The 16,995-nt window shown below is 39.5% G+C and carries 21 protein-coding genes; 10 read left to right on the forward strand and 11 right to left on the reverse strand.

Translation table 11 applies throughout. From position 1 onward, the window contains the following. Positions 1 to 79: 79 nt before the first annotated feature. A complete protein-coding gene (locus IBX42_RS01095; RefSeq protein WP_294927488.1) occupies positions 80 to 226 on the forward strand; it encodes a hypothetical protein in 147 nt (48 codons plus the stop codon). Here the strand turns inward: IBX42_RS01095 and murU are convergent. From murU to secG, 8 genes are all read right to left on the reverse strand, one after another. Beyond that, complete coding sequence (gene murU, locus IBX42_RS01100; RefSeq protein WP_294927491.1) at positions 213 to 875, reverse strand: N-acetylmuramate alpha-1-phosphate uridylyltransferase MurU; 663 nt, start codon at positions 873 to 875, stop codon at positions 213 to 215. The genes IBX42_RS01095 and murU overlap by 14 nt on opposite strands. After that, the gene (locus tag IBX42_RS01105; RefSeq protein ID WP_294927495.1) at positions 872 to 1,810 is read right to left on the reverse strand and encodes a phosphotransferase; all 939 of its coding nucleotides are present in this window, start codon (positions 1,808 to 1,810) and stop codon (positions 872 to 874) included. Before IBX42_RS01105 ends, murU begins: the two co-directional genes overlap by 4 nt. Beyond that, positions 1,803 to 2,909 carry an anhydro-N-acetylmuramic acid kinase gene (locus tag IBX42_RS01110; RefSeq protein ID WP_294927498.1) on the reverse strand — a complete coding sequence of 369 codons (1,107 nt, stop codon included), beginning with the start codon at positions 2,907 to 2,909 and terminating at the stop codon, positions 1,803 to 1,805. Before IBX42_RS01110 ends, IBX42_RS01105 begins: the two co-directional genes overlap by 8 nt. Next, complete coding sequence (locus tag IBX42_RS01115) at positions 2,902 to 4,374, reverse strand: sodium:solute symporter (protein ID WP_294927501.1); 1,473 nt, start codon at positions 4,372 to 4,374, stop codon at positions 2,902 to 2,904. The genes IBX42_RS01110 and IBX42_RS01115 overlap by 8 nt, the downstream gene beginning before the upstream one ends. Beyond that, positions 4,374 to 5,480 (reverse strand): glycoside hydrolase family 3 N-terminal domain-containing protein, encoded by a 1,107-nt coding sequence (locus tag IBX42_RS01120; RefSeq protein WP_294927504.1) that lies wholly within the window; start codon positions 5,478 to 5,480, stop codon positions 4,374 to 4,376. Before IBX42_RS01120 ends, IBX42_RS01115 begins: the two co-directional genes overlap by 1 nt. Positions 5,481 to 5,567: 87 nt before the next feature. Next, a complete protein-coding gene (gene pyrE / locus IBX42_RS01125; protein ID WP_294927507.1) occupies positions 5,568 to 6,176 on the reverse strand; it encodes an orotate phosphoribosyltransferase in 609 nt (202 codons plus the stop codon). A gap of 5 nt (positions 6,177 to 6,181) precedes the next feature. After that, positions 6,182 to 6,739 carry a ribosome recycling factor gene (gene frr, locus IBX42_RS01130; RefSeq protein WP_294927510.1) on the reverse strand — a complete coding sequence of 186 codons (558 nt, stop codon included), beginning with the start codon at positions 6,737 to 6,739 and terminating at the stop codon, positions 6,182 to 6,184. Between the two features lie 96 nt (positions 6,740 to 6,835). After that, a complete protein-coding gene (gene secG / locus IBX42_RS01135) occupies positions 6,836 to 7,168 on the reverse strand; it encodes a preprotein translocase subunit SecG (protein WP_294927513.1) in 333 nt (110 codons plus the stop codon). A 97-nt stretch (positions 7,169 to 7,265) separates the two neighbouring features. Here secG and IBX42_RS01140 point away from each other — a divergent pair, with 97 nt between their 5' ends. Genes IBX42_RS01140 through IBX42_RS01155 form a run of 4 tightly spaced genes read left to right on the forward strand, consistent with a single transcriptional unit; the run spans position 7,266 to position 10,429 of the window. Continuing rightward, positions 7,266 to 8,180, forward strand: a complete 915-nt coding sequence (locus IBX42_RS01140; RefSeq protein ID WP_294927516.1) for a metal ABC transporter substrate-binding protein — start codon at positions 7,266 to 7,268, stop codon at positions 8,178 to 8,180. Next, positions 8,177 to 8,941, forward strand: coding sequence for a metal ABC transporter ATP-binding protein (locus tag IBX42_RS01145; protein ID WP_294927518.1), 765 nt, complete (start codon positions 8,177 to 8,179; stop codon positions 8,939 to 8,941). Before IBX42_RS01140 ends, IBX42_RS01145 begins: the two co-directional genes overlap by 4 nt. After that, complete coding sequence (locus IBX42_RS01150) at positions 8,919 to 9,740, forward strand: metal ABC transporter permease (protein ID WP_294927521.1); 822 nt, start codon at positions 8,919 to 8,921, stop codon at positions 9,738 to 9,740. Before IBX42_RS01145 ends, IBX42_RS01150 begins: the two co-directional genes overlap by 23 nt. Beyond that, the gene (locus IBX42_RS01155; RefSeq protein WP_294927523.1) at positions 9,737 to 10,429 is read left to right on the forward strand and encodes a methyltransferase domain-containing protein; all 693 of its coding nucleotides are present in this window, start codon (positions 9,737 to 9,739) and stop codon (positions 10,427 to 10,429) included. The genes IBX42_RS01150 and IBX42_RS01155 overlap by 4 nt, the downstream gene beginning before the upstream one ends. On the opposite strand, the gene IBX42_RS01160 is transcribed toward IBX42_RS01155, so the two are convergent. After that, complete coding sequence (locus tag IBX42_RS01160) at positions 10,411 to 10,857, reverse strand: MOSC domain-containing protein (RefSeq protein WP_294927526.1); 447 nt, start codon at positions 10,855 to 10,857, stop codon at positions 10,411 to 10,413. The genes IBX42_RS01155 and IBX42_RS01160 overlap by 19 nt on opposite strands. Before the next feature lie 268 nt (positions 10,858 to 11,125). Here IBX42_RS01160 and soxC point away from each other — a divergent pair, with 268 nt between their 5' ends. The 5 genes from soxC to IBX42_RS01185 all read left to right on the forward strand — a co-directional run bounded on the left by soxC (position 11,126) and on the right by IBX42_RS01185 (position 15,569). Then, on the forward strand, positions 11,126 to 12,469 hold the full coding sequence (gene soxC / locus IBX42_RS01165) for a sulfite dehydrogenase (protein WP_294927528.1): 1,344 nt from the start codon (positions 11,126 to 11,128) through the stop codon (positions 12,467 to 12,469). A gap of 13 nt (positions 12,470 to 12,482) precedes the next feature. Further along, positions 12,483 to 13,634 (forward strand): c-type cytochrome, encoded by a 1,152-nt coding sequence (locus IBX42_RS01170; protein ID WP_294927530.1) that lies wholly within the window; start codon positions 12,483 to 12,485, stop codon positions 13,632 to 13,634. 39 nt (positions 13,635 to 13,673) lie between these two features. Next, positions 13,674 to 14,129 (forward strand): thiosulfate oxidation carrier protein SoxY, encoded by a 456-nt coding sequence (locus IBX42_RS01175; RefSeq protein WP_294927533.1) that lies wholly within the window; start codon positions 13,674 to 13,676, stop codon positions 14,127 to 14,129. A 57-nt stretch (positions 14,130 to 14,186) separates the two neighbouring features. Continuing rightward, positions 14,187 to 14,477, forward strand: a complete 291-nt coding sequence (gene soxZ / locus IBX42_RS01180; RefSeq protein WP_294927536.1) for a thiosulfate oxidation carrier complex protein SoxZ — start codon at positions 14,187 to 14,189, stop codon at positions 14,475 to 14,477. 129 nt (positions 14,478 to 14,606) lie between these two features. Beyond that, positions 14,607 to 15,569 carry an MBL fold metallo-hydrolase gene (locus IBX42_RS01185; RefSeq protein WP_294927539.1) on the forward strand — a complete coding sequence of 321 codons (963 nt, stop codon included), beginning with the start codon at positions 14,607 to 14,609 and terminating at the stop codon, positions 15,567 to 15,569. A 97-nt stretch (positions 15,570 to 15,666) separates the two neighbouring features. Here the strand turns inward: IBX42_RS01185 and IBX42_RS01190 are convergent, their stop codons facing one another. Next, on the reverse strand, positions 15,667 to 16,071 hold the full coding sequence (locus IBX42_RS01190; protein WP_294927542.1) for a thiamine-phosphate pyrophosphorylase: 405 nt from the start codon (positions 16,069 to 16,071) through the stop codon (positions 15,667 to 15,669). Next, positions 16,064 to 16,762: a Bax inhibitor-1/YccA family protein gene (locus tag IBX42_RS01195; protein ID WP_294927544.1), complete on the reverse strand. Its 699-nt coding sequence runs from the start codon at positions 16,760 to 16,762 to the stop codon at positions 16,064 to 16,066. Before IBX42_RS01195 ends, IBX42_RS01190 begins: the two co-directional genes overlap by 8 nt. Positions 16,763 to 16,995: the final 233 nt, after the last annotated feature.

Consider the following 16,995-nt stretch of genomic DNA (forward strand, 5'->3'; position numbering starts at 1 on the left):
TAGCATGTTAAACCAAATCCTATTTTAGGTAATAAAAATATTTGTTATAATTTCAAAAAAATTTAAAATAGGAATAGAGATGGAAGTAGATAAGGCTTGCGACAATAAAATATGTATGAAAAGCGATGAGTGCGCAAGATATCACTCATATTTAGAGGGAAACAAAGATTATAAGACCTTTAAAGGCACAGAGGTAAAAGGGTGCGGGCAGTTTATACAGAAGTAGCATTTATCTCTTTAAGTCTTTGCGGCGTGCCTATGTCATACCATCTTCCGTCATAGAGAGAGCCGCCTACTTTGCCCTTCTCTACCGCCTCTCTAAGCGGTGGTGCAAGCGGCATCTTTTGATTTTGTAAGCCCTCAAAAAGTTTAGCAGAGTAGTACCCGATACCTGAAAACGTAAATCTTCTTTTTGTATCGTTGCTAACCCTGTTTTTATATAGTGCAAAGTCCCCATCTGGATTATGTTTTGGATTTGGAACTAAGATAAGATGAGCCAAGTCATCCCTTAAGTTAAAACCTGTTTCAAACTCATAGTCGCACCAGATATCGCTGTTTACTACTAAAAACATCTCACTCTCTATAAGAGGCAGAGCGTTTATAATCCCGCCGGCACTCTCTAGCGCCCCGCTTTGCCTCTCATCCGAGTAGAGCAGGTTGACTCCCCACTCTGAACCGTCGCCCAAACTCTTCTCTATCATGTCGCCTAAATGGTCTATATTGATTATTATTTCGCTAAAGCCAAGAGAAGCAAGCCTCTCTATATGCCAAACAATAAGACTTTTGCCGTGAACTTTTAAAAGTGGTTTTGGAGTTTTATCGCTAAGCGGACGCATTCTCTCCCCGCGTCCTGCCGCCAAAATCATGGCTTTCATTTGAGACTGCTTAGAAGTTTTGCAAACTCTTGTGTTTCTTCATATCTGCTTGCCGTATCTATAACATACTTGAGAGTCAGAGGTATATCTTTTAAATAACCCTCTTTTTTGTCGCGAATATATAGACGAGAGAAGATCCCAAGCACTTTTATATGCCTTTGAAGTCCCATAAAATCAAACCATTTTATAAATGTTTCATTGTCCACTTTGAGCCCTTTTTTGTCACGAAATTCTAGAGCCAGCTCTTTTATGCTTCTTCTGTCATAGGCGACGTAGCAATCTTTTAGCAGCGATACCAAGTCATAGGTAATAGCACCGTTCATGGCATCTTGATAGTCGATGATGCCGAGTTTATTGTTCTCTTTTAGTATTATGTTTCTTGAGTGAAAATCGCGATGAACAAATGTTTCTTGAGGCTGCTCAAGAACAGTGTTTGAGATAGTATCAAGGGTGTTTGCTATAAGCTCTTTTTGCGCCTCAGTCGGCTTTACATGAAGATATTTTTGGATGTACCACTCCTGCATCAAATCCATCTCTACATGTAAGAACTCTTTGTCATAGAGCCGAAGTCCTGCAACATCGGCTTTTTGCATCTTTAAGATAGTGTTCATGGCTTTTGTGTAGTAAGTTTTAAAGTTGTTTTGATTTAAGATATCCAGATAGTGCTTAGTTCCGAAATCTTCGAGTATCAAGTAGCCATTATCTATATTTTGTTCAAATATTTTAGGCACGCCTACATCTGCGCTTAGAAGTCTTGACGTTACATCGAGAAAGGATTTTAGTGACTCTTTTTCAAGTGAAGAGTCCATTAAAAGTGCCGTTTTGTTGCCGTCTCGCAGCCTGTAATATTTTCTAAAACTCGCATCTGCTATAGCAGACTCAATTATGTAGTTTTTAAAAGAAGTTGTTTTTAGCCAAGTTTGGATTTTACTCATAAATAGCACCCAATATAGAATCTTTTGACGCTCCTGTTACGGAGGATAATTTAACACAATTTTTGTGCACTCTCTCATGTGCGAGCCATGCGAAAGCCATAGCTTCCATAAACTCGCTGCTTACCCCGCACTCATCGCTTGAAACCACTTCCACATCCTTTAGCACACTCCCGATTCTCTGCATAAGATAGCCGTTTTTAACACCGCCGCCGCATACTATAAGCAGATCTATTTCGTTTTTTTTGACCTCATTTGCGATATTTGAGACTGTTAGTTCCAAGAGCGTTGCCTGTACATCCCTGTTTTTTATATGCAGAGTGCCGCCCTTTTTCTGCAGAAAAGTCTCAAGCTCTCTCTCAAGCCATGCTCCATTGAAGAGCTCACGTCCCGTGCTCTTTGGGGCTTTTTTTGAGAAATATGGCTCGCTTAGCATCTGCTCTAATAGCTCAGAGTTTGGAGTTCCTGATTTTGCCCAACTTCCATCCTCATCAAATGTTGCACCGTTGTAAAGCGAAACCCAGTAATCCATAAGAACATTTCCGCATCCGGTATCATACCCCATGAGATTTTCTCCCAAAATAGACAGATTTGCCATTCCCCCGATATTTACAACGGCAATCTTACTCTTTAGCCTTGAGAAAATATATTGGTGAAATGCGGGTGCAAAGGGAGCGCCCTGACCGCCTAACGCCATGTCCTTTCGTCTGAAATCACTAACGACACTAACGCCTGTAATCGCTGTGATAACGTTAGGATTGCCCAGCTGCATGGAGAAGGGATACTCACCATCTGGCTCATGCCACAGTGTTTGTCCATGCAGACCGATAGCGGCTATCTGCTCTTTATCTATCTTTTTTTGGGATATAAAACGCTCTAGCGTATCTGCGTACATTTTTCCAAGGCGCGTATCAAGTTCGCCAATTTGCTTAAGTGTTACAGGGGTCTTTAGCGCTTTTAAAATCTTCTCTTTTATCTCTTTGTCAAAAGAGTATTTGTCCGAGTGAAGGAGTTCAAAGCTGTGTTCTTTGATTTGGCAGTAGGCAATATCAATGCCGTCAAGACTTGTTCCCGACATTACACCGATGTAAAATTCACTCATTTTTTGCTCCTCCTGTTTGAACGATTAAAAATGCCGCAGCGGTACCGATAACCATCTGCCATGAAAAACCAATCTCAAAGCCAAAGGTATAGGGCTGGAGCGCTAGAACTGTTACGAACCCGCCAAGAAGACCCCATAAAACACTTTTTTCATTTCCGCGTGATGTAAATATTGCCGAGAAGTATACACCCAAAAGCCCCGTGTATGCAAATGCCATAACACCAAGCGCGAAGTTTATAAGTGATAAATCACCATGGCGCTGCCAGAAGTAGCTTAGTACCGCCATAAGAGAGAGAAGAACGGCAAAGAAGAGCACTGCAAATCGTGAAGCTTTTACAAAGTGCTGCTCATCTGTTTTGCCCTGTTTTAATCTCCATGGTCTGTAGAGATCCTCAACCGCAACCGATGCCATGGCGCCAAGAACGGAGTTTGTGCTTGAGAGAGCTGCCGCAATTGCCCCGACTGTAACCAACCCTCTTAAACCCTCAGGCATCTCGTTTAGTATGTAGTACATAAAAATCGTAATTTTTTCGCCCTCAAAACTCTGTGTTACGCTGCTTTGCATGTAGAAGAGGTACAGAAGCGAGCCGATTGCCAAAAAAAGAAGTACGACGGGAATGGTAAGCAAAATAGAGACAATAAGTGATTTTGCCGCCTCTTTTTTGTTTTTGCATGCCAATACTCTTTGCGTCATATCCTGATCAAGTCCGAAGGCGGCGATGTTTAGAAGAAGCCAGCCGCCAAGAAGTCCGATAACGCTAAAGTTGCCATCAAACGATGTGTCTAAAAAGTTTAGTTTGTTCTGTTCGTTAAGCGTCTTTATAATCTCGATATGCTCAAGTGAGGTGTAGAGATAGATAAGAACAGCGACTCCCGCTCCGATGTATGTCACGGCCTGAATAACATCGCTTAAAATGACGGAACGCACACCGCCGAAGTAGGTGTATGCAAGCGCTCCAAACATTAAAACCAAGATAGAGAGCGCAACATGAAAAAAGAGTATATCGCTAAATAAAATCATCGATATTGCGAGCGCTCCGATGTAGAGTCTTGCTCCGCTGGCAAGCACTCGCCCTATAAGAAACATCACACCTGCCTGCTTCTTTGCGCTCTGGCCATATCTGGCTTCTAGGAGTTCATAGACCGTAACCGCCTTCATCTCATAATATTTGGGAATCAAAACATATGCTACAAAAACAACCGCTAAAAGCGCAGAGAAGTAAAACCCTATAAATGTAAAATCATGCGCATAAGAGTACTCGGGAGCACCCAAAAATGTGGCGGCTGATTGCGAGGTAGCCAAAACAGATAGAGCGACGGCAAACATCGGCATTGCGTGTGGAGATAGAAAGTAGTCCCGAGAAGAGTTGATTTTGGTGCGGCTTAAAATAGCCGACGTTATGGCAAGCATGATAAAATAGGAGGCAAATACAATCCAGTCTAGAGTTGAAAAAGCACTTTGCATTATTTCGTTTTTATCTTAGTGAACAACTGTTCTACTCTTGAGTTTGACTCTAAAATTCTACTTAGAGGGATAGCGCCATTTTTTACTTGAGCCAAAATAGTCTCTACAAGTTCATCATTGTCTTGATATGAGAGTTGGTTGCCAAAGAGCAGCATATCTACTCCAGAATTTATAGTTAGTGTCACAATCTGCTCGAGAGTGTAATGATTTGCAATTGCACCCATCTGCAAATCATCACTAACAATCACCCCTTCATAGCCTAGCTTATCACGCAGCAGCTCCGTATTTGTTTTGTATGAGAGCGTTGAGGGATAAAGCTCATCAAGATTTGAGTTGAAGACATGAGCCGTCATTATCATGCGGGCATCTCCTGAGTGGATAAGTTCTATGTATGGCTCTAGCTCAACTTCGCTCCATGTCTTGCTGATATCTACAAATCCGTTATGCGAATCTCCAAGTGATGAACCGTGACCTGGAAAATGTTTTAAAACAGAGATAATATGTTTCTCCCTTAGTGCGTCCATAAATATCTTTGCATACTTTGCGACCTCTTTGGGCTCGCTTGAGTAGGAGCGTTTTAGTCCGACAATAACCCTGTTTTGAGGGTTGGTTGCCAAATCGACTACCGGTGCAAAGTTGCAGTTGATGCCTGCATCTTTGAGCGTTTTTGCAAGATTGTCATAGACACGTTTCGTCATGTAGGCATCCATCTCAGAGACTACTTTAGCGGAGGGTGTGGCTTCAAAACCGTATGCGGGCTTGAGTCTTGCAACTTTTCCTCCCTCTTGATCAACGGAGATTAGAAGCGGTTTTAGAGCGAATGATTTGAGCGATGAGGTAAGAGTTTTCAGCTGCGAAGGAGAACTTATATTTTTTGTTTTGCTTCTGTCGTTAAAGTGGCGGTCAAATAGAATGACGCCTCCGAGGTAATATTTTTGCATCTGCTTTACGATTAGACTATCTTTAGTTACGCGCTCACTCTCAAAACCGACGATAAGCATCCTGCCAATCATCTTTTTAAGTTTCTCATTATTTGAAAGACTTTGGGATTGTGTTGCACTAAGAGTTACTATAGTGCTAATAAGTAGTGCAAAAAATCTCTTCATTTTAATGAAGTAGCTTTAGGGGGTTGTAGGGACACTAGTGTCCATGCCACTGTAATGGGCTTTGCTCATTACAGTGCGTAACATCAGCTAGTTCCCTCTTGAGCCAGGCTTTATAGCTTCGCTTCCGGCTTTGCACATAGGGCACTCATCCGGCGCATACATCTCAAACGTGAAATCTTCCAGCGCAAAAAACGGAATATCTTGCGGAAGTTTACAGTTTGGCTTTGTTGTTATATCGCTGTTTTGGCGCTTACAAAAACCGCGGTTGGCAAGTGCGGCAACGCCTACAATCTCTCCGCCAAGGCTCTTAACTACCTCTGCGGCTTCCATAGCAGAACCGCCTGTTGTAATAATGTCTTCACACATCAAGACTCTCTCGCCCTTTTTTATCTCAAAGCCGCGACGAATAGTCATCTTGCCATCCACTCTCTCGGCAAATATAGAACGTACATCAAGCGCGGTTGCAAGTGCAAAACCTGCTATAAGACCGCCAAGAGCAGGAGCGCAGACTGTATCTATCTCTAAACCGCTCTTTTTAATCTCAAGGGCAAGTGCATCTGCGAGAAGTTTTGCTGTTTTTGGATTCTCTAAAACTTTTGCAGATTGGAGATAAAATTGTGAGTGGTTACCGCTGCTTAGTTTAAAATGCCCCTCTAAAAGAGCATCTGAATCCATATATATTTTTTTAATATCCATCTAGCTTATACCTTTAGTATCTCTGCTTCTTTTGTTTTAAGAATGTTATCAACTTCCGCAATAAATTTATCTGTAAGTTTTTGTATGTTCTCTTGAGCAGATTTTGACTCATCAGCTGTTATCTCTTTATCTTTTTCAAGCTTTTTGATTTTGTCATTAGCATGTTTTCTGTCGTTTCTGATAGCAACTTTTGCAGTCTCACCCATGCCCTTCATCTGTTTTACGGACTCTTGTCTTTGCTCAACCGTCATGGCAGGAAAAAATAGTTTAATTTGCTCACCGTCGTTATTTGGATTTGCGCCTACATTTGCTTTTGATATAGCGCTCTCAATGGTCGAGAGAAGGTTTTTCTCCCACGGGTTAATAACGATTGTAGTTGCGTCTGCTACTAAAATAGAGCCGACTTGATCAAGCGCAGTCATGGTACCGTAGTAATCAATTCTGACATTGTCCAAAACAGAGGTTGTTACCTTACCTGTTCTTAACGTCTTAAAATCTTTTAGCATATGGTTTACGCTTGCTCTCATCTCTGATTCGCATGCATTGAATATTTCATTTGGCATTTAGTTTCCTTATGTATGAAAAATAGTGGCGCCATTGTAGCGAGAAATGGCTAAAAAAAAGATTTTATAAAGAGTGTAGTTGCAAAAAAATTGCAACTATTTCGGAGGTGTAGTTTCGCTCTGAGCGGGCGGAGGAGTTACGGCAGAGGGAGCTTGAACGTCAGTTGTTTCAACCATATTGTCAACGACTGACTCGGTTGCAGCCGATGCGTACATATAGCCTAGCGCTATTGTGTTTACGACAAATAAAAAGCCTATGGTAAAAGTCGCTTTTGCTAAAAAGCTTGCTGGACCTTTTGCTCCAAAAACAGAGTCATTTGAGCCGCTGTATGCCCCTAAACCTATGCTTGAGCTTTTTTGCAGAAGTACCGCTATGATAATCATTACGACTAAAATTATTTGAACAATAAGTAGAAAACTAGCTGTCATTATATATATCCTGAGTTTTAAAAGTTGCGAATTATACCCAAAAAAACCAATTGTTGCAAAATAAGATATAATTTCAAAAAAATGTTTGGAAATAGCGATGAATTTTAAAAATAAATTTTTTTTGACTGCAATCTTGCTTGTTACGTCAATATCTCTTGGGGCAGAAGAAAAACTTAATGAAAAACCTACTATCGCGGTGAGTACCTTTTCGCTCTACGATATAGCAAAAAATATAGCCTCCGACACGGCGGAGACCTTTATGATTCTCCCTTTTGGGGTAGATGCGCACAGCTATGAGCCGACTCCTAAAGATATGGTAAAGATATCAAGAAGCAATCTTGTTCTTTACAACGGTGTCGGTTTGGAGCCGTGGATAGAGGGGTTTGAGTTTAAAAACAGAGCGCTCAATATGGGTCAGCATGTAAAACTGATGGAGGTTGGCGGAGATGAAGATCAGCACAATCATGATGATCACCACCACGGCAGAGTAGACCCCCACTACTGGCAGAGTCCGCAAAATATGATACTTGCAACAGAGCGAATAACCGAAGAGCTTATTGCACTCTTTCCAAAAAACAGAGAGCTGTACTCTAAAAACAGAGATAGCTATATTGCTATGCTAAAAAATCTTGATGAAGATTACAAAAAAGAGCTCTCCTCGTGTCAACTCGATACAATCATCGTAAATCACAACGCATTTTCCTATTTGGCGAATAGATACGGCTTCCATACGGAGGCTCTGAGCGGACTCTCTCCCGAAGCAGAGCCGAGCGCAAAAACTATGATAAAGCTTATTAAGTTTATCAGAGAGCATAGCGTAGAGACTATATTTTTTGAGAAGTTTGCAAACGAGAAAACTATAAAAAGCATAGCAAAAGAGGCAAACGTCTCTTACGATGTTCTTCAGCCGCTTGGTAATATCACTGCCGATGAGGCAAAAGAGAAACTGAGTTATGAAGATATCATGAGAAGAAATCTTAAAAAAATATCTAAAGCCCTAAAGTGCCAATGAAATTTAGCGTTCCAATATTTGATGTTAAAAATTTAAGCTTTGTTCTTAAAGAGCAGACTATCCTCTCAAACATCTCTCTGGAGATTTTCCCATCAGAGTATATTGCAATCATTGGACCAAACGGCGGAGGCAAAACAACGCTTATTAGAATGCTTTTGGGTCTTGAGAAGCCAACTTCTGGAGAGGTGAGAATATATGGCAAAAAATTCTCACACTTTAAAGATTGGCATAAAATCGGTTATGTGCCACAGCGTGCTTCGCTTATAGACAGCTCTTTTCCGGCTACTGTTTTGGACATCGTAAAGATGGGAAGAACATCACAAAGAAGCATCTTCAAGCCACTAAGTAAACTCGATAGAGAGCTTGTAGATGACGCAATGGCAAAGATGGATATAAGCGACCTGAAAAATAAGATGGTAGGAACGCTCTCAGGCGGGCAGAGACAAAGGGTTATGATAGCTCGTGCGCTTGCTTCAAAACCCGAGATTTTGATACTGGATGAGCCAAATACGGGCGTAGATGTTGGCTCTCAAAAAAGGTTTTACGCACTGCTTAGAGAGCTAAATCAAAAAGAGGGTATTACCATTGTTTTTATAACGCATGATATAGGGGTGATTGCCGATGATATAGCAAGACTCTTTACGATAAACCAAAAAGCAATCATCTGCAACAACCCAAAGCAAGCACTTAGCTGTGAAGAGATGAGCGAACTCTACGGAATAGAGGCTCATCTGCTTCATGTTCACAAGCACGAGCATTAACATGTTTGAGATGTTTGAATACGATTTTATGCAAAGAGCGCTCTTTGCGGGGGTCATCATTGCCATCTTAGCCTCCATCAGTGGTACGTTTGTTGTTTTGAGAAGATACTCTTTAATAGGCGAGACGCTGGCGCATTCAGCTCTTTTAGGCGTAGCTGTAGGTCTTGTTGCAGAGTACAATCCTCTCTGGTCGGCAGTTGTTTTTGCACTTTTATCGGCTTGGCTTATTGAGTATTTAAGAAGCGCATTCGCACTCTACAGCGACGCGGTTCTTGCTATTTTGCTCTCAGGCTCTTTGGCGGTAGCAATCATAATCGTCTCTCTTGGAGGGGCATTTAACAACTCGCTTTTTTCATACCTTTTTGGTTCTATTCTCTCTGTGAGCAGTGAAGATATTGTTGTTATTGCACTCTTTGGAACTCTCTCCTTGGGGGTGCTTCTACTGTTTTCAAAAGAGTTCTATTTTATTGCTTATGATGAAGAGGTGGCAAAGACCAGCGGCATAAAGGTAAACATTTTAAATTTTGTGCTTGTGAGTGTTGTTGCAATTATTATTGCTCTCTCCATTAGGGTGGTCGGAAGCCTTCTTATAGGCGCTCTTATGATTATTCCCACCATCGCGGCACTGCAGTTTAGAGTCGGGTTTTTAAAAACAGTGTTCATCTCTCTTACGTTTTCGCTCTTTAGCGTATTGGCTGGAATGGCTCTCTCGTTTCACTTTTCACTCCCCTCAGGAGCAACCATAGTACTATGCATAATCGGGATTTTTATTCTGTCTTTGGTCGCTAATAGAAGATGAAGATAAGCTCAGAGTTTTCAAAATACGCACTTGATTATAACAGCTACAACGTTATACAAAACAGAGTGATTGAGAAGCTTTTAAGTTATGTAAAACATAAACCAAAAAATATTTTAGATTTAGGGTGCGGAAGCGGAAGCCTTTGCAAGGCAATCAAGTGGGATTATGAGCACTTTTGCGGGGTAGATTTTGCGCAGGGCATGTTAGAGCTGCATCCAAAATCACCAAAGATTGAGCTTATCTACGCAGATTTTAACGACAACGCTCTTTTTGAAAATAAGCTTACATATATATATAATTTTATTTTTTCTGCTTCGGCTCTTCAGTGGGCGGATGATTTAGAGCAAGTTTTTAGCAGGATTAAGAAGTTAAATGCTCCCGTTGCTCTGGCGATTTTTACCTCAAATACTTTTAAAACCATAAACAAAACGGCAGCGATTGACACAATCTTAAGAAGTGCAGAGGAAGTTTGTGAGCTTGGAAAAAAGTATTTTGACGCAAAAACCGAAATCGTAGACTACAAGCTTGAGTTTGAATCGACAAGAGATATGTTTCGTTATATAAAAAAAAGCGGTGTGAGCGGGTCGAGAAAAGTATTGAGTTATAAAGAGAGCAAAAAACTTCTTCGCGAGTACCCTCTAAGCTATTTGGAGTTTGAAGTCGTTTTTATCTACTCTTGCAACAAATAGACGTCATCACCCTTTGATACTTTTCCGGGTGTAACAACTTTTGCGAAGATGCCTCTATCGTTTTTTAAAAGTTTAGGTATACGTTTGTCAAGCACGGATAGATGGTTGCATATAGTACAGTTTTGGCTTATCTCAAACAGTGCTGTGCCGATTTGAAGCCTGTTTCCCATGCCCAAGGAGTATGGATTATAGTCCATTAGAATATTTTCACCCAAATAGCCATACGGCATATCTATAGCATACTCTTTTATCAGGTTGTAGCTATCACTAGAAGTGATTAAGATTGAGCGGCTGTTGTCTTTGTCGTAAAACTTGTCTCCTACAACTCCAGCCAGATCCAGTTCTATAGTAGGCTTATTGATTCTTGAGGAACTCTCTTTTGTGGAGATAAAGAGCTCTATAATTTTTCCGACACATTTTTTTGACATTTTTTCACCGTTTTTAAGTAACTTTATATTTGCATAATTTTAACATATTTTTAGTATCAATTATAAAAACTATAAGAGAAGTTAATTTTTTAATAAAGTGTGAAGAAATATAAAAATGTGAGAAAATTATTACATTATTGATTATATTGCTTGACAATTTAATTTAATTTCATATATAATCTCCGTCTTGCATTTTGTACTATGTATAAAGTTTGTACTGTGCATACTATAAAATCTACAAGATTAAAGAGAAGGAGGTAGATGATAAATGAGTAAAATTTCTGAAAATAATTTAGAAACTACTACTACAAATAGTGTAGAGCAATCAAGTAGAAGAGACTTCTTCAAAAGAACTGCTGCTTATTCTGTAAGCGCTATCGCTGCTACAAGTATCTTAGCACCTGCTAAGTTATCGGCGGATGATGAAAATATTATTCACCATGTGGAGTGGGGTACAAGTTTAGGTGATGAGCTTAATAAGTATCCATATGGTATACCGTCAAAGTATGAGCACAATGTTGTAAGAAGAACATCAAGTCTTCTTTCATCTGCTGGAGATATGCATGCTGCTGTTTCAATGACACCACTGCATGAGCTAGAGGGAATCATTACGCCAAATGGTTTACACTTCGTAAGAACACACAACGGTGTTGCGCATGTAGATCCAAATAAGTTTAGACTTATGATTCACGGTCTTGTTGACAAGCCAATCGTTTTGACTCTTGATCAGTTGAAAAAATATCCGTCTGAGAGTAGAATTCTTTTCATGGAGTGCCCTGCAAACGGTGCTGCTGAGTGGAAAGGTCCACAGTTTAACTCTTTACAATTCGTAAAAGGCATGATGAGCAACGCAGAGTGGACGGGTGTTCGCCTAAAAACTATCCTTGATGAAATCGGTCTTAAACCGACTGCAAAATGGATGTTAGCTGAGGGGTCTGACGGTTCAGAGATGAGCAGAACAGTTCCTGTTGAAAAAGTACTAGATGATGCAATGATTGTTTGGGCTCAAAACGGTGAGGCAATAAGACCTGAACAAGGTTATCCTGTTCGTTTAATGTTGCCGGGCTGGGAAGCAAACCTATGTGTTAAGTGGCTAAAACGTTTAGAATTCGGTGCAGAGCCATGGTACTGTAAAGAAGAGACTTCTAAATATACGGTTCTTACTGCTAGCGGTAAAGCTATCCAACATTTCTACCCGTTAGAAGTAAACTCTATTATCACAACTCCTTGTCCTGAAAAACCATGGTCTGACCTTAAAAAAGGTGATTTGGTAGAGGTAGAAGGTATTGCTTGGAGCGGTCACGGAACAATAACGGCTGTAGATATATCATTTGACGGCGGAGATAACTACGTTGAAGCAAGTCTTAAAGGACTGGTTCTTCCTAAGTCATGGACAAGATTCTCATATATGTACAGATATGAGGGCAAACCTCTGTTGATTCAATCTCGTGCAATGGATGATGCTGGATATGTTCAGCCATCAGTTACTCAAGAGAAAGAGATTATTGGCGTAGAGGGTGTTTATCATAGAAACTCAATTTGTACTTGGGAAGTAAGACAAGATGGTTCAGTTCACAATGTTCAAGTTAGAACAGATAACTGTCCAAGTTAGGGAGATGCAGAAAATGATAAAATTAAATAGTAAACTAATTATTCTTGGGGTTTCCGTAGTTGCAAGTAGTGCACTGTTATTTACAGGTTGTTTTGCTTCAAGCACTACTGCGGGTAAATCATCTGCAAAAGTTCAGTCAGCTGCTAACGGTATGTATAACCCGACTAAAGATGCTTTAGACGGTGGTGTTACATATAAAACAGAGAATGGTATGTATACTGCATATGCTGTTAATGAGCAACCGACAACGGGTGTAAATTTCGGTAGAGCTCCGACTCCAAACGAGTTAAAAGCTTGGGATGTAGATATTATGCCGGACGGTACAGGTTTGCCAGAAGGTAGCGGCAGTGTTGATGAGGGTGAAGTGCTATACGATAGAGATTGTGCTGTTTGCCACGGTGATTTTGGTGCAGGTGGTAAAGGCTATCCTACTTTAACAGGTGGATCAATAGAGTCTCTTGCAAACCAAAGAACTTGTCCAGGCAAAGATGCTCCAAACAGAACTATAGGTTCTTACTGGCCGCAAGCAAGTACGCTTATTTGGTATATCCGCGATGCTATGCCGTACGCAAACCCAAAAAGCTATACACCAGATGAGATGTATGCAATGACTGCTTACCTATTGGCTGAGAACGGTATCCAAATAGACGGTGAAGATATTGAAGAGTTAAATCAAGATAACTTCAAAAAGATTGTAATGCCGAATCGTGATGGTTTTTATCCAGACATTGATGGACCAAATGGTATTGAAAACGTAAGAGCATTTTTTGCAGAGCCTAAAAACTTCGGTGCAGTCGGAACTCGTTGTATGACTAACTGCGGCAAAGAGCCTGTAGCAAGAATTGCAAATGAGATTACGAATGTTGTACCTCCATACTCTACTGTAAGAAATCTTCCACCTGAAGACGAGAATGCAGGACCGGTATCAGAGGCTGAAAAACTGTATGAGAAGTCTTGCGCGGTTTGTCATAAAACTGATGCAATGGGCGCACCTGCAGTGGGAGACAAAAATGCTTGGGCTACAGTAATGGAGCAAGGCATAGATAGAGTTAACCATAACTCTATAAACGGTATTGGCGGTATGCCTCCAAAAGGTGGAGCTATGGACCTTAGTGACGATCAGATTAAAGACATTGTTAAATTTATGGTAGAATCTAGTAAGTAAGACTTATTAGATCTACTAACACTATATAAAGGAAAAAAAATGCAAAGAAGAAAATTTTTAAGTTTAGGTGCGACAGCAGTAGCTGTTGCATCTGTGTTACCTGTAAGTTTAAGTGCTACCGACTTTAGAGCAACTGCTCCAAAAGCATGGGAAGCTCCTAGCTCTAAAGAGGCAATTGAGGCGTTATTTGGTTCATCAGAAATGATAGATGGACAAATTGAGATTAAAGCTCCAAAGTTAGCTGAAAACGGTGGTGCAGTGCCAATCGGTATTAAATCTAAATTAGATTTAGCTGTAGTTGCTCTATTTCAAGATGCCAACCCAAGAAGTGCTGTTGTAGTTATGGAGTTAGCAGAAGGTACTGTTGCTGATCTTATGACTAAGATTAAAATGAGAAAAACTGCCAATGTAACAGTAGTTGCAAAAGGCAGAGACGGTAAATTATATTCAGCAGTACAAAAAGTAGAGGTTTCTATCGGTGGTTGTGGAGGTTGATTCAAACCTAAACAGAACGCAAAAGATATAAATAAAAATAAAAAAAAGGATTAAATTATGAAAATAAAAGCAAAAGAAAAAAAAGGTCTAGTTGAAGTTAAAATTTTACTTGACAGCCCAATGGTAGGCAAAGAAGAAGCTGAGACAAGAAAAGTGGAAGTAGATTTTCTTACTCACGTTACTGCTAAAATAAATGGTAAAGTTATATGGGAAGCGTCTACTGGACCATTCCTATCTAAAAACCCTTACTTTATGTTTAATGTTGAAGGTAAAAAAGGCGATGAGCTTGTTATTGAAACTATCAATGACAAAGGTGTTGTTGATAGCGATAAAGATCAAGTTAAGTAATTTTTCGCACTTCTCTCTTTTTCAAGAGAGAAGGTCTTAGGTTAAAAAAAGAGTAAATTTGATGTGTTATAAAACACTTCAACTATATTCTTACAACAAAGAGTAAATTAAATTAAAAGGTAAAAAAATATGATAAACAAGATGATTAAACCACTGCTTATAGCTGCAGTGGCAATGTTGCCACTTGCAACAGCTTCTTTTGCGGACGGTCATGAGTCAGATGCTGATTTTCAGTATAATCTTAAGCCAAAGCAAGTGAGCGAAAATGTATGGTGTTTTTTTGGAGCACTTGAAATTCCGACAAAAGAGAACGGTGGGAACATGGTAAACACATGTTACATAAAAGGTAACGATGGTTATGTTTTATGGGATACCGGACCATCTTACATATATGCGAAACAGGCTTATGAAGCAGTAATCAAGGTTGCTGGAAAGCTTCCTGTAACACATGTTATTTTAAGTCATGAGCATGATGATCACTGGTTAGGTAATAACTACTATAAAGAAGTTCATGGAGCAGAAATTGTTGGTCCTGAATCTATTAACAAAAACTATGCGATTGGTCACGAAGAGTCTAGAATGTTCTTAACTCTTTCTAAAAATGCTATTAGAGGCACAAAGATTATTCATGTTGACAAATGGTACAAAGAGACTATAAAGTTTAAAGTTGCAGGTGTAAATCTTGAGTACGTTCCTGTTGGAATGGGTCACTCAGTCGAGGATTATTTCTTGTATATGCCAGATAACAAACTTATCTTAGCAGGTGACTTGGTTATGAATGGAAGAGTTACATCTAACAGAGATGGTTCTGTTATGGGTCAACTTTCTGCGCTAGAGACTATTAACTCAAAAGATTGGACAATTTTAGTTCCTGGACATGGCTTTATCATTGATAAGACTGCAACTGATGAATCTGTACAATACTTTACTTTAACAAAAGAGAGAGTTGAAGCCGCTATGGATGATGGCATTGACAGTACAGGAATTGTTGAGGCTGTGCCTTTAGAAGAGTTTAAAGACAAAGCACTTTATGATTTGCTTCATCCAGGTAATATAGCTAGAGCATATCTAGAATTTGATATGGGTCTATAACATAAATAAAACTATATAAGATTTGGCAATAACGCCAAATCTTACCCTCTTACTTTTCATCTTCTTTTATAAAAATACCTAAAAAAATTACTGCTTATTAATTGCCGACTAGAGTAGATTTTTCTAACGCATAAAGCTCGTATCTTATCTGTTTAAAGTTCTCGCTATACTCAGCACTATGAAGTTTATAAAGCTCCTCTAGTACTCTTGCAGACTCCTGCGCTCTTTTAAAGTTAGCTAGAATGATTGCAGATATATCGGTGCGGTTAAGTTCACTCTTGATTGTAGTGCGAAGTACATCATTTACGCTGTCGCGCTCTTTTAGTAACTCTAGTGTCTCTTCGATTTTTGCTTTGTGTCTTAGTTGCTTTAATTGGGAGGAGAGTTCTTTGTTGTTGTCTCTGTATCTTGCAATATCTTCAACAACTCTAATACCTTCTTTGAGGCGGTTTAAGTTGGCATCAATCACCCGATAAAGTTCGGGTGAAAGCTCTTTACTCATCTTTTCCAAATATACCAAACAGGTGTAGAAGAGCAGTAAAAATATTTAAAAAGTCTAAATAAAGAGCAATTGCTCCATCGATAGGTGTTTCATATGCACCTTTAATGATATTTTGAGTGTCATATACAACTAATATACTAAATAGTAAAACAACGGCTCCGGAGATAGCTATAGCCATCAATGGATTTCCCAAAAAGATATTTATAATAGAAAAGGCAATAATAACAACAAGTGCTATCATTAACGGCTTCCCGTAGCTAGAAAAATCCTTAGTAGTTTTAACGGCATAAAAGCTCATGGCACCAAATACAAGAGATGTCATTGCAAAAGCGTTTCCGACAATTGTTCCACCACCGTTCATTCCTAAAGTATGTGAAAGCAGAGGCGCCAACATTAAGCCTGTCATAAATACAAAGCCAAACATTACGGCTAAGTTAATTCCCGGCTTATGTTTTACAAAATGCAGTCCAATTAAAAGCCCAATCTCTAAAATCAGTAGAGGGAAAAAATTAGCTGCTATTGTTCCAGCCATCGGTACACCAACGTAAGAACCGACGGCACCTGCCATCAGTGAAGCAGCAAAAAGTTTATATGTCTCTTTTACAAAAGATATAATTTGTGTTTCACTTCTAGCTTGAGTACTGTATGCAGATGCATTTTCTCTAGCATAATCGCGATTGTAAAGTCCCATTTTTTTCCTTTATATATGTAATGTAAAAGAATTTTATACATAAAGAGTTAATAAATAGCAACACAACTGCTTTATATAGAATGGTTATCGGTGAAATTTATTAAAAAAGCATTGAAAACTTAACACATGTAAATAAATTTCAAAATTCATCTGAAAAACCATTGACATCGAAGTTTGATTTCCCTATAATTCCCCTCCACAAACAAAGAGACCTAAAGTTTAGGATTTAAAAA

The sequence above is a fragment of the Sulfurimonas sp. genome (assembly GCF_014859695.1).
Lineage (GTDB): Bacteria > Campylobacterota > Campylobacteria > Campylobacterales > Sulfurimonadaceae > Sulfurimonas.

Excerpts from the sequence above, each read along its gene's own strand:
- IBX42_RS01120 (WP_294927504.1), bottom strand. The coding sequence starts at position 5,480 with ATGAAGAGATTTTTTGCACTACTTATTAGCACTATAGTAACTCTTAGT.
- soxC (WP_294927528.1), top strand. The coding sequence starts at position 11,126 with ATGAGTAAAATTTCTGAAAATAATTTAGAAACTACTACTACAAATAGT.
- IBX42_RS01185 (WP_294927539.1), top strand. The coding sequence starts at position 14,607 with ATGATAAACAAGATGATTAAACCACTGCTTATAGCTGCAGTGGCAATG.
- secG (WP_294927513.1), bottom strand. The coding sequence starts at position 7,168 with ATGACAGCTAGTTTTCTACTTATTGTTCAAATAATTTTAGTCGTAATG.
- IBX42_RS01145 (WP_294927518.1), top strand. The coding sequence starts at position 8,177 with ATGAAATTTAGCGTTCCAATATTTGATGTTAAAAATTTAAGCTTTGTT.
- murU (WP_294927491.1), bottom strand. The coding sequence starts at position 875 with ATGAAAGCCATGATTTTGGCGGCAGGACGCGGGGAGAGAATGCGTCCG.
- IBX42_RS01155 (WP_294927523.1), top strand. The coding sequence starts at position 9,737 with ATGAAGATAAGCTCAGAGTTTTCAAAATACGCACTTGATTATAACAGC.
- IBX42_RS01095 (WP_294927488.1), top strand. The coding sequence starts at position 80 with ATGGAAGTAGATAAGGCTTGCGACAATAAAATATGTATGAAAAGCGAT.
- frr (WP_294927510.1), bottom strand. The coding sequence starts at position 6,739 with ATGCCAAATGAAATATTCAATGCATGCGAATCAGAGATGAGAGCAAGC.
- IBX42_RS01175 (WP_294927533.1), top strand. The coding sequence starts at position 13,674 with ATGCAAAGAAGAAAATTTTTAAGTTTAGGTGCGACAGCAGTAGCTGTT.
- IBX42_RS01170 (WP_294927530.1), top strand. The coding sequence starts at position 12,483 with ATGATAAAATTAAATAGTAAACTAATTATTCTTGGGGTTTCCGTAGTT.
- IBX42_RS01140 (WP_294927516.1), top strand. The coding sequence starts at position 7,266 with ATGAATTTTAAAAATAAATTTTTTTTGACTGCAATCTTGCTTGTTACG.
- IBX42_RS01110 (WP_294927498.1), bottom strand. The coding sequence starts at position 2,909 with ATGAGTGAATTTTACATCGGTGTAATGTCGGGAACAAGTCTTGACGGC.
- pyrE (WP_294927507.1), bottom strand. The coding sequence starts at position 6,176 with ATGGATATTAAAAAAATATATATGGATTCAGATGCTCTTTTAGAGGGG.
- IBX42_RS01105 (WP_294927495.1), bottom strand. The coding sequence starts at position 1,810 with ATGAGTAAAATCCAAACTTGGCTAAAAACAACTTCTTTTAAAAACTAC.
- soxZ (WP_294927536.1), top strand. The coding sequence starts at position 14,187 with ATGAAAATAAAAGCAAAAGAAAAAAAAGGTCTAGTTGAAGTTAAAATT.
- IBX42_RS01190 (WP_294927542.1), bottom strand. The coding sequence starts at position 16,071 with ATGAGTAAAGAGCTTTCACCCGAACTTTATCGGGTGATTGATGCCAAC.
- IBX42_RS01115 (WP_294927501.1), bottom strand. The coding sequence starts at position 4,374 with ATGCAAAGTGCTTTTTCAACTCTAGACTGGATTGTATTTGCCTCCTAT.
- IBX42_RS01160 (WP_294927526.1), bottom strand. The coding sequence starts at position 10,857 with ATGTCAAAAAAATGTGTCGGAAAAATTATAGAGCTCTTTATCTCCACA.
- IBX42_RS01150 (WP_294927521.1), top strand. The coding sequence starts at position 8,919 with ATGTTCACAAGCACGAGCATTAACATGTTTGAGATGTTTGAATACGAT.
- IBX42_RS01195 (WP_294927544.1), bottom strand. The coding sequence starts at position 16,762 with ATGGGACTTTACAATCGCGATTATGCTAGAGAAAATGCATCTGCATAC.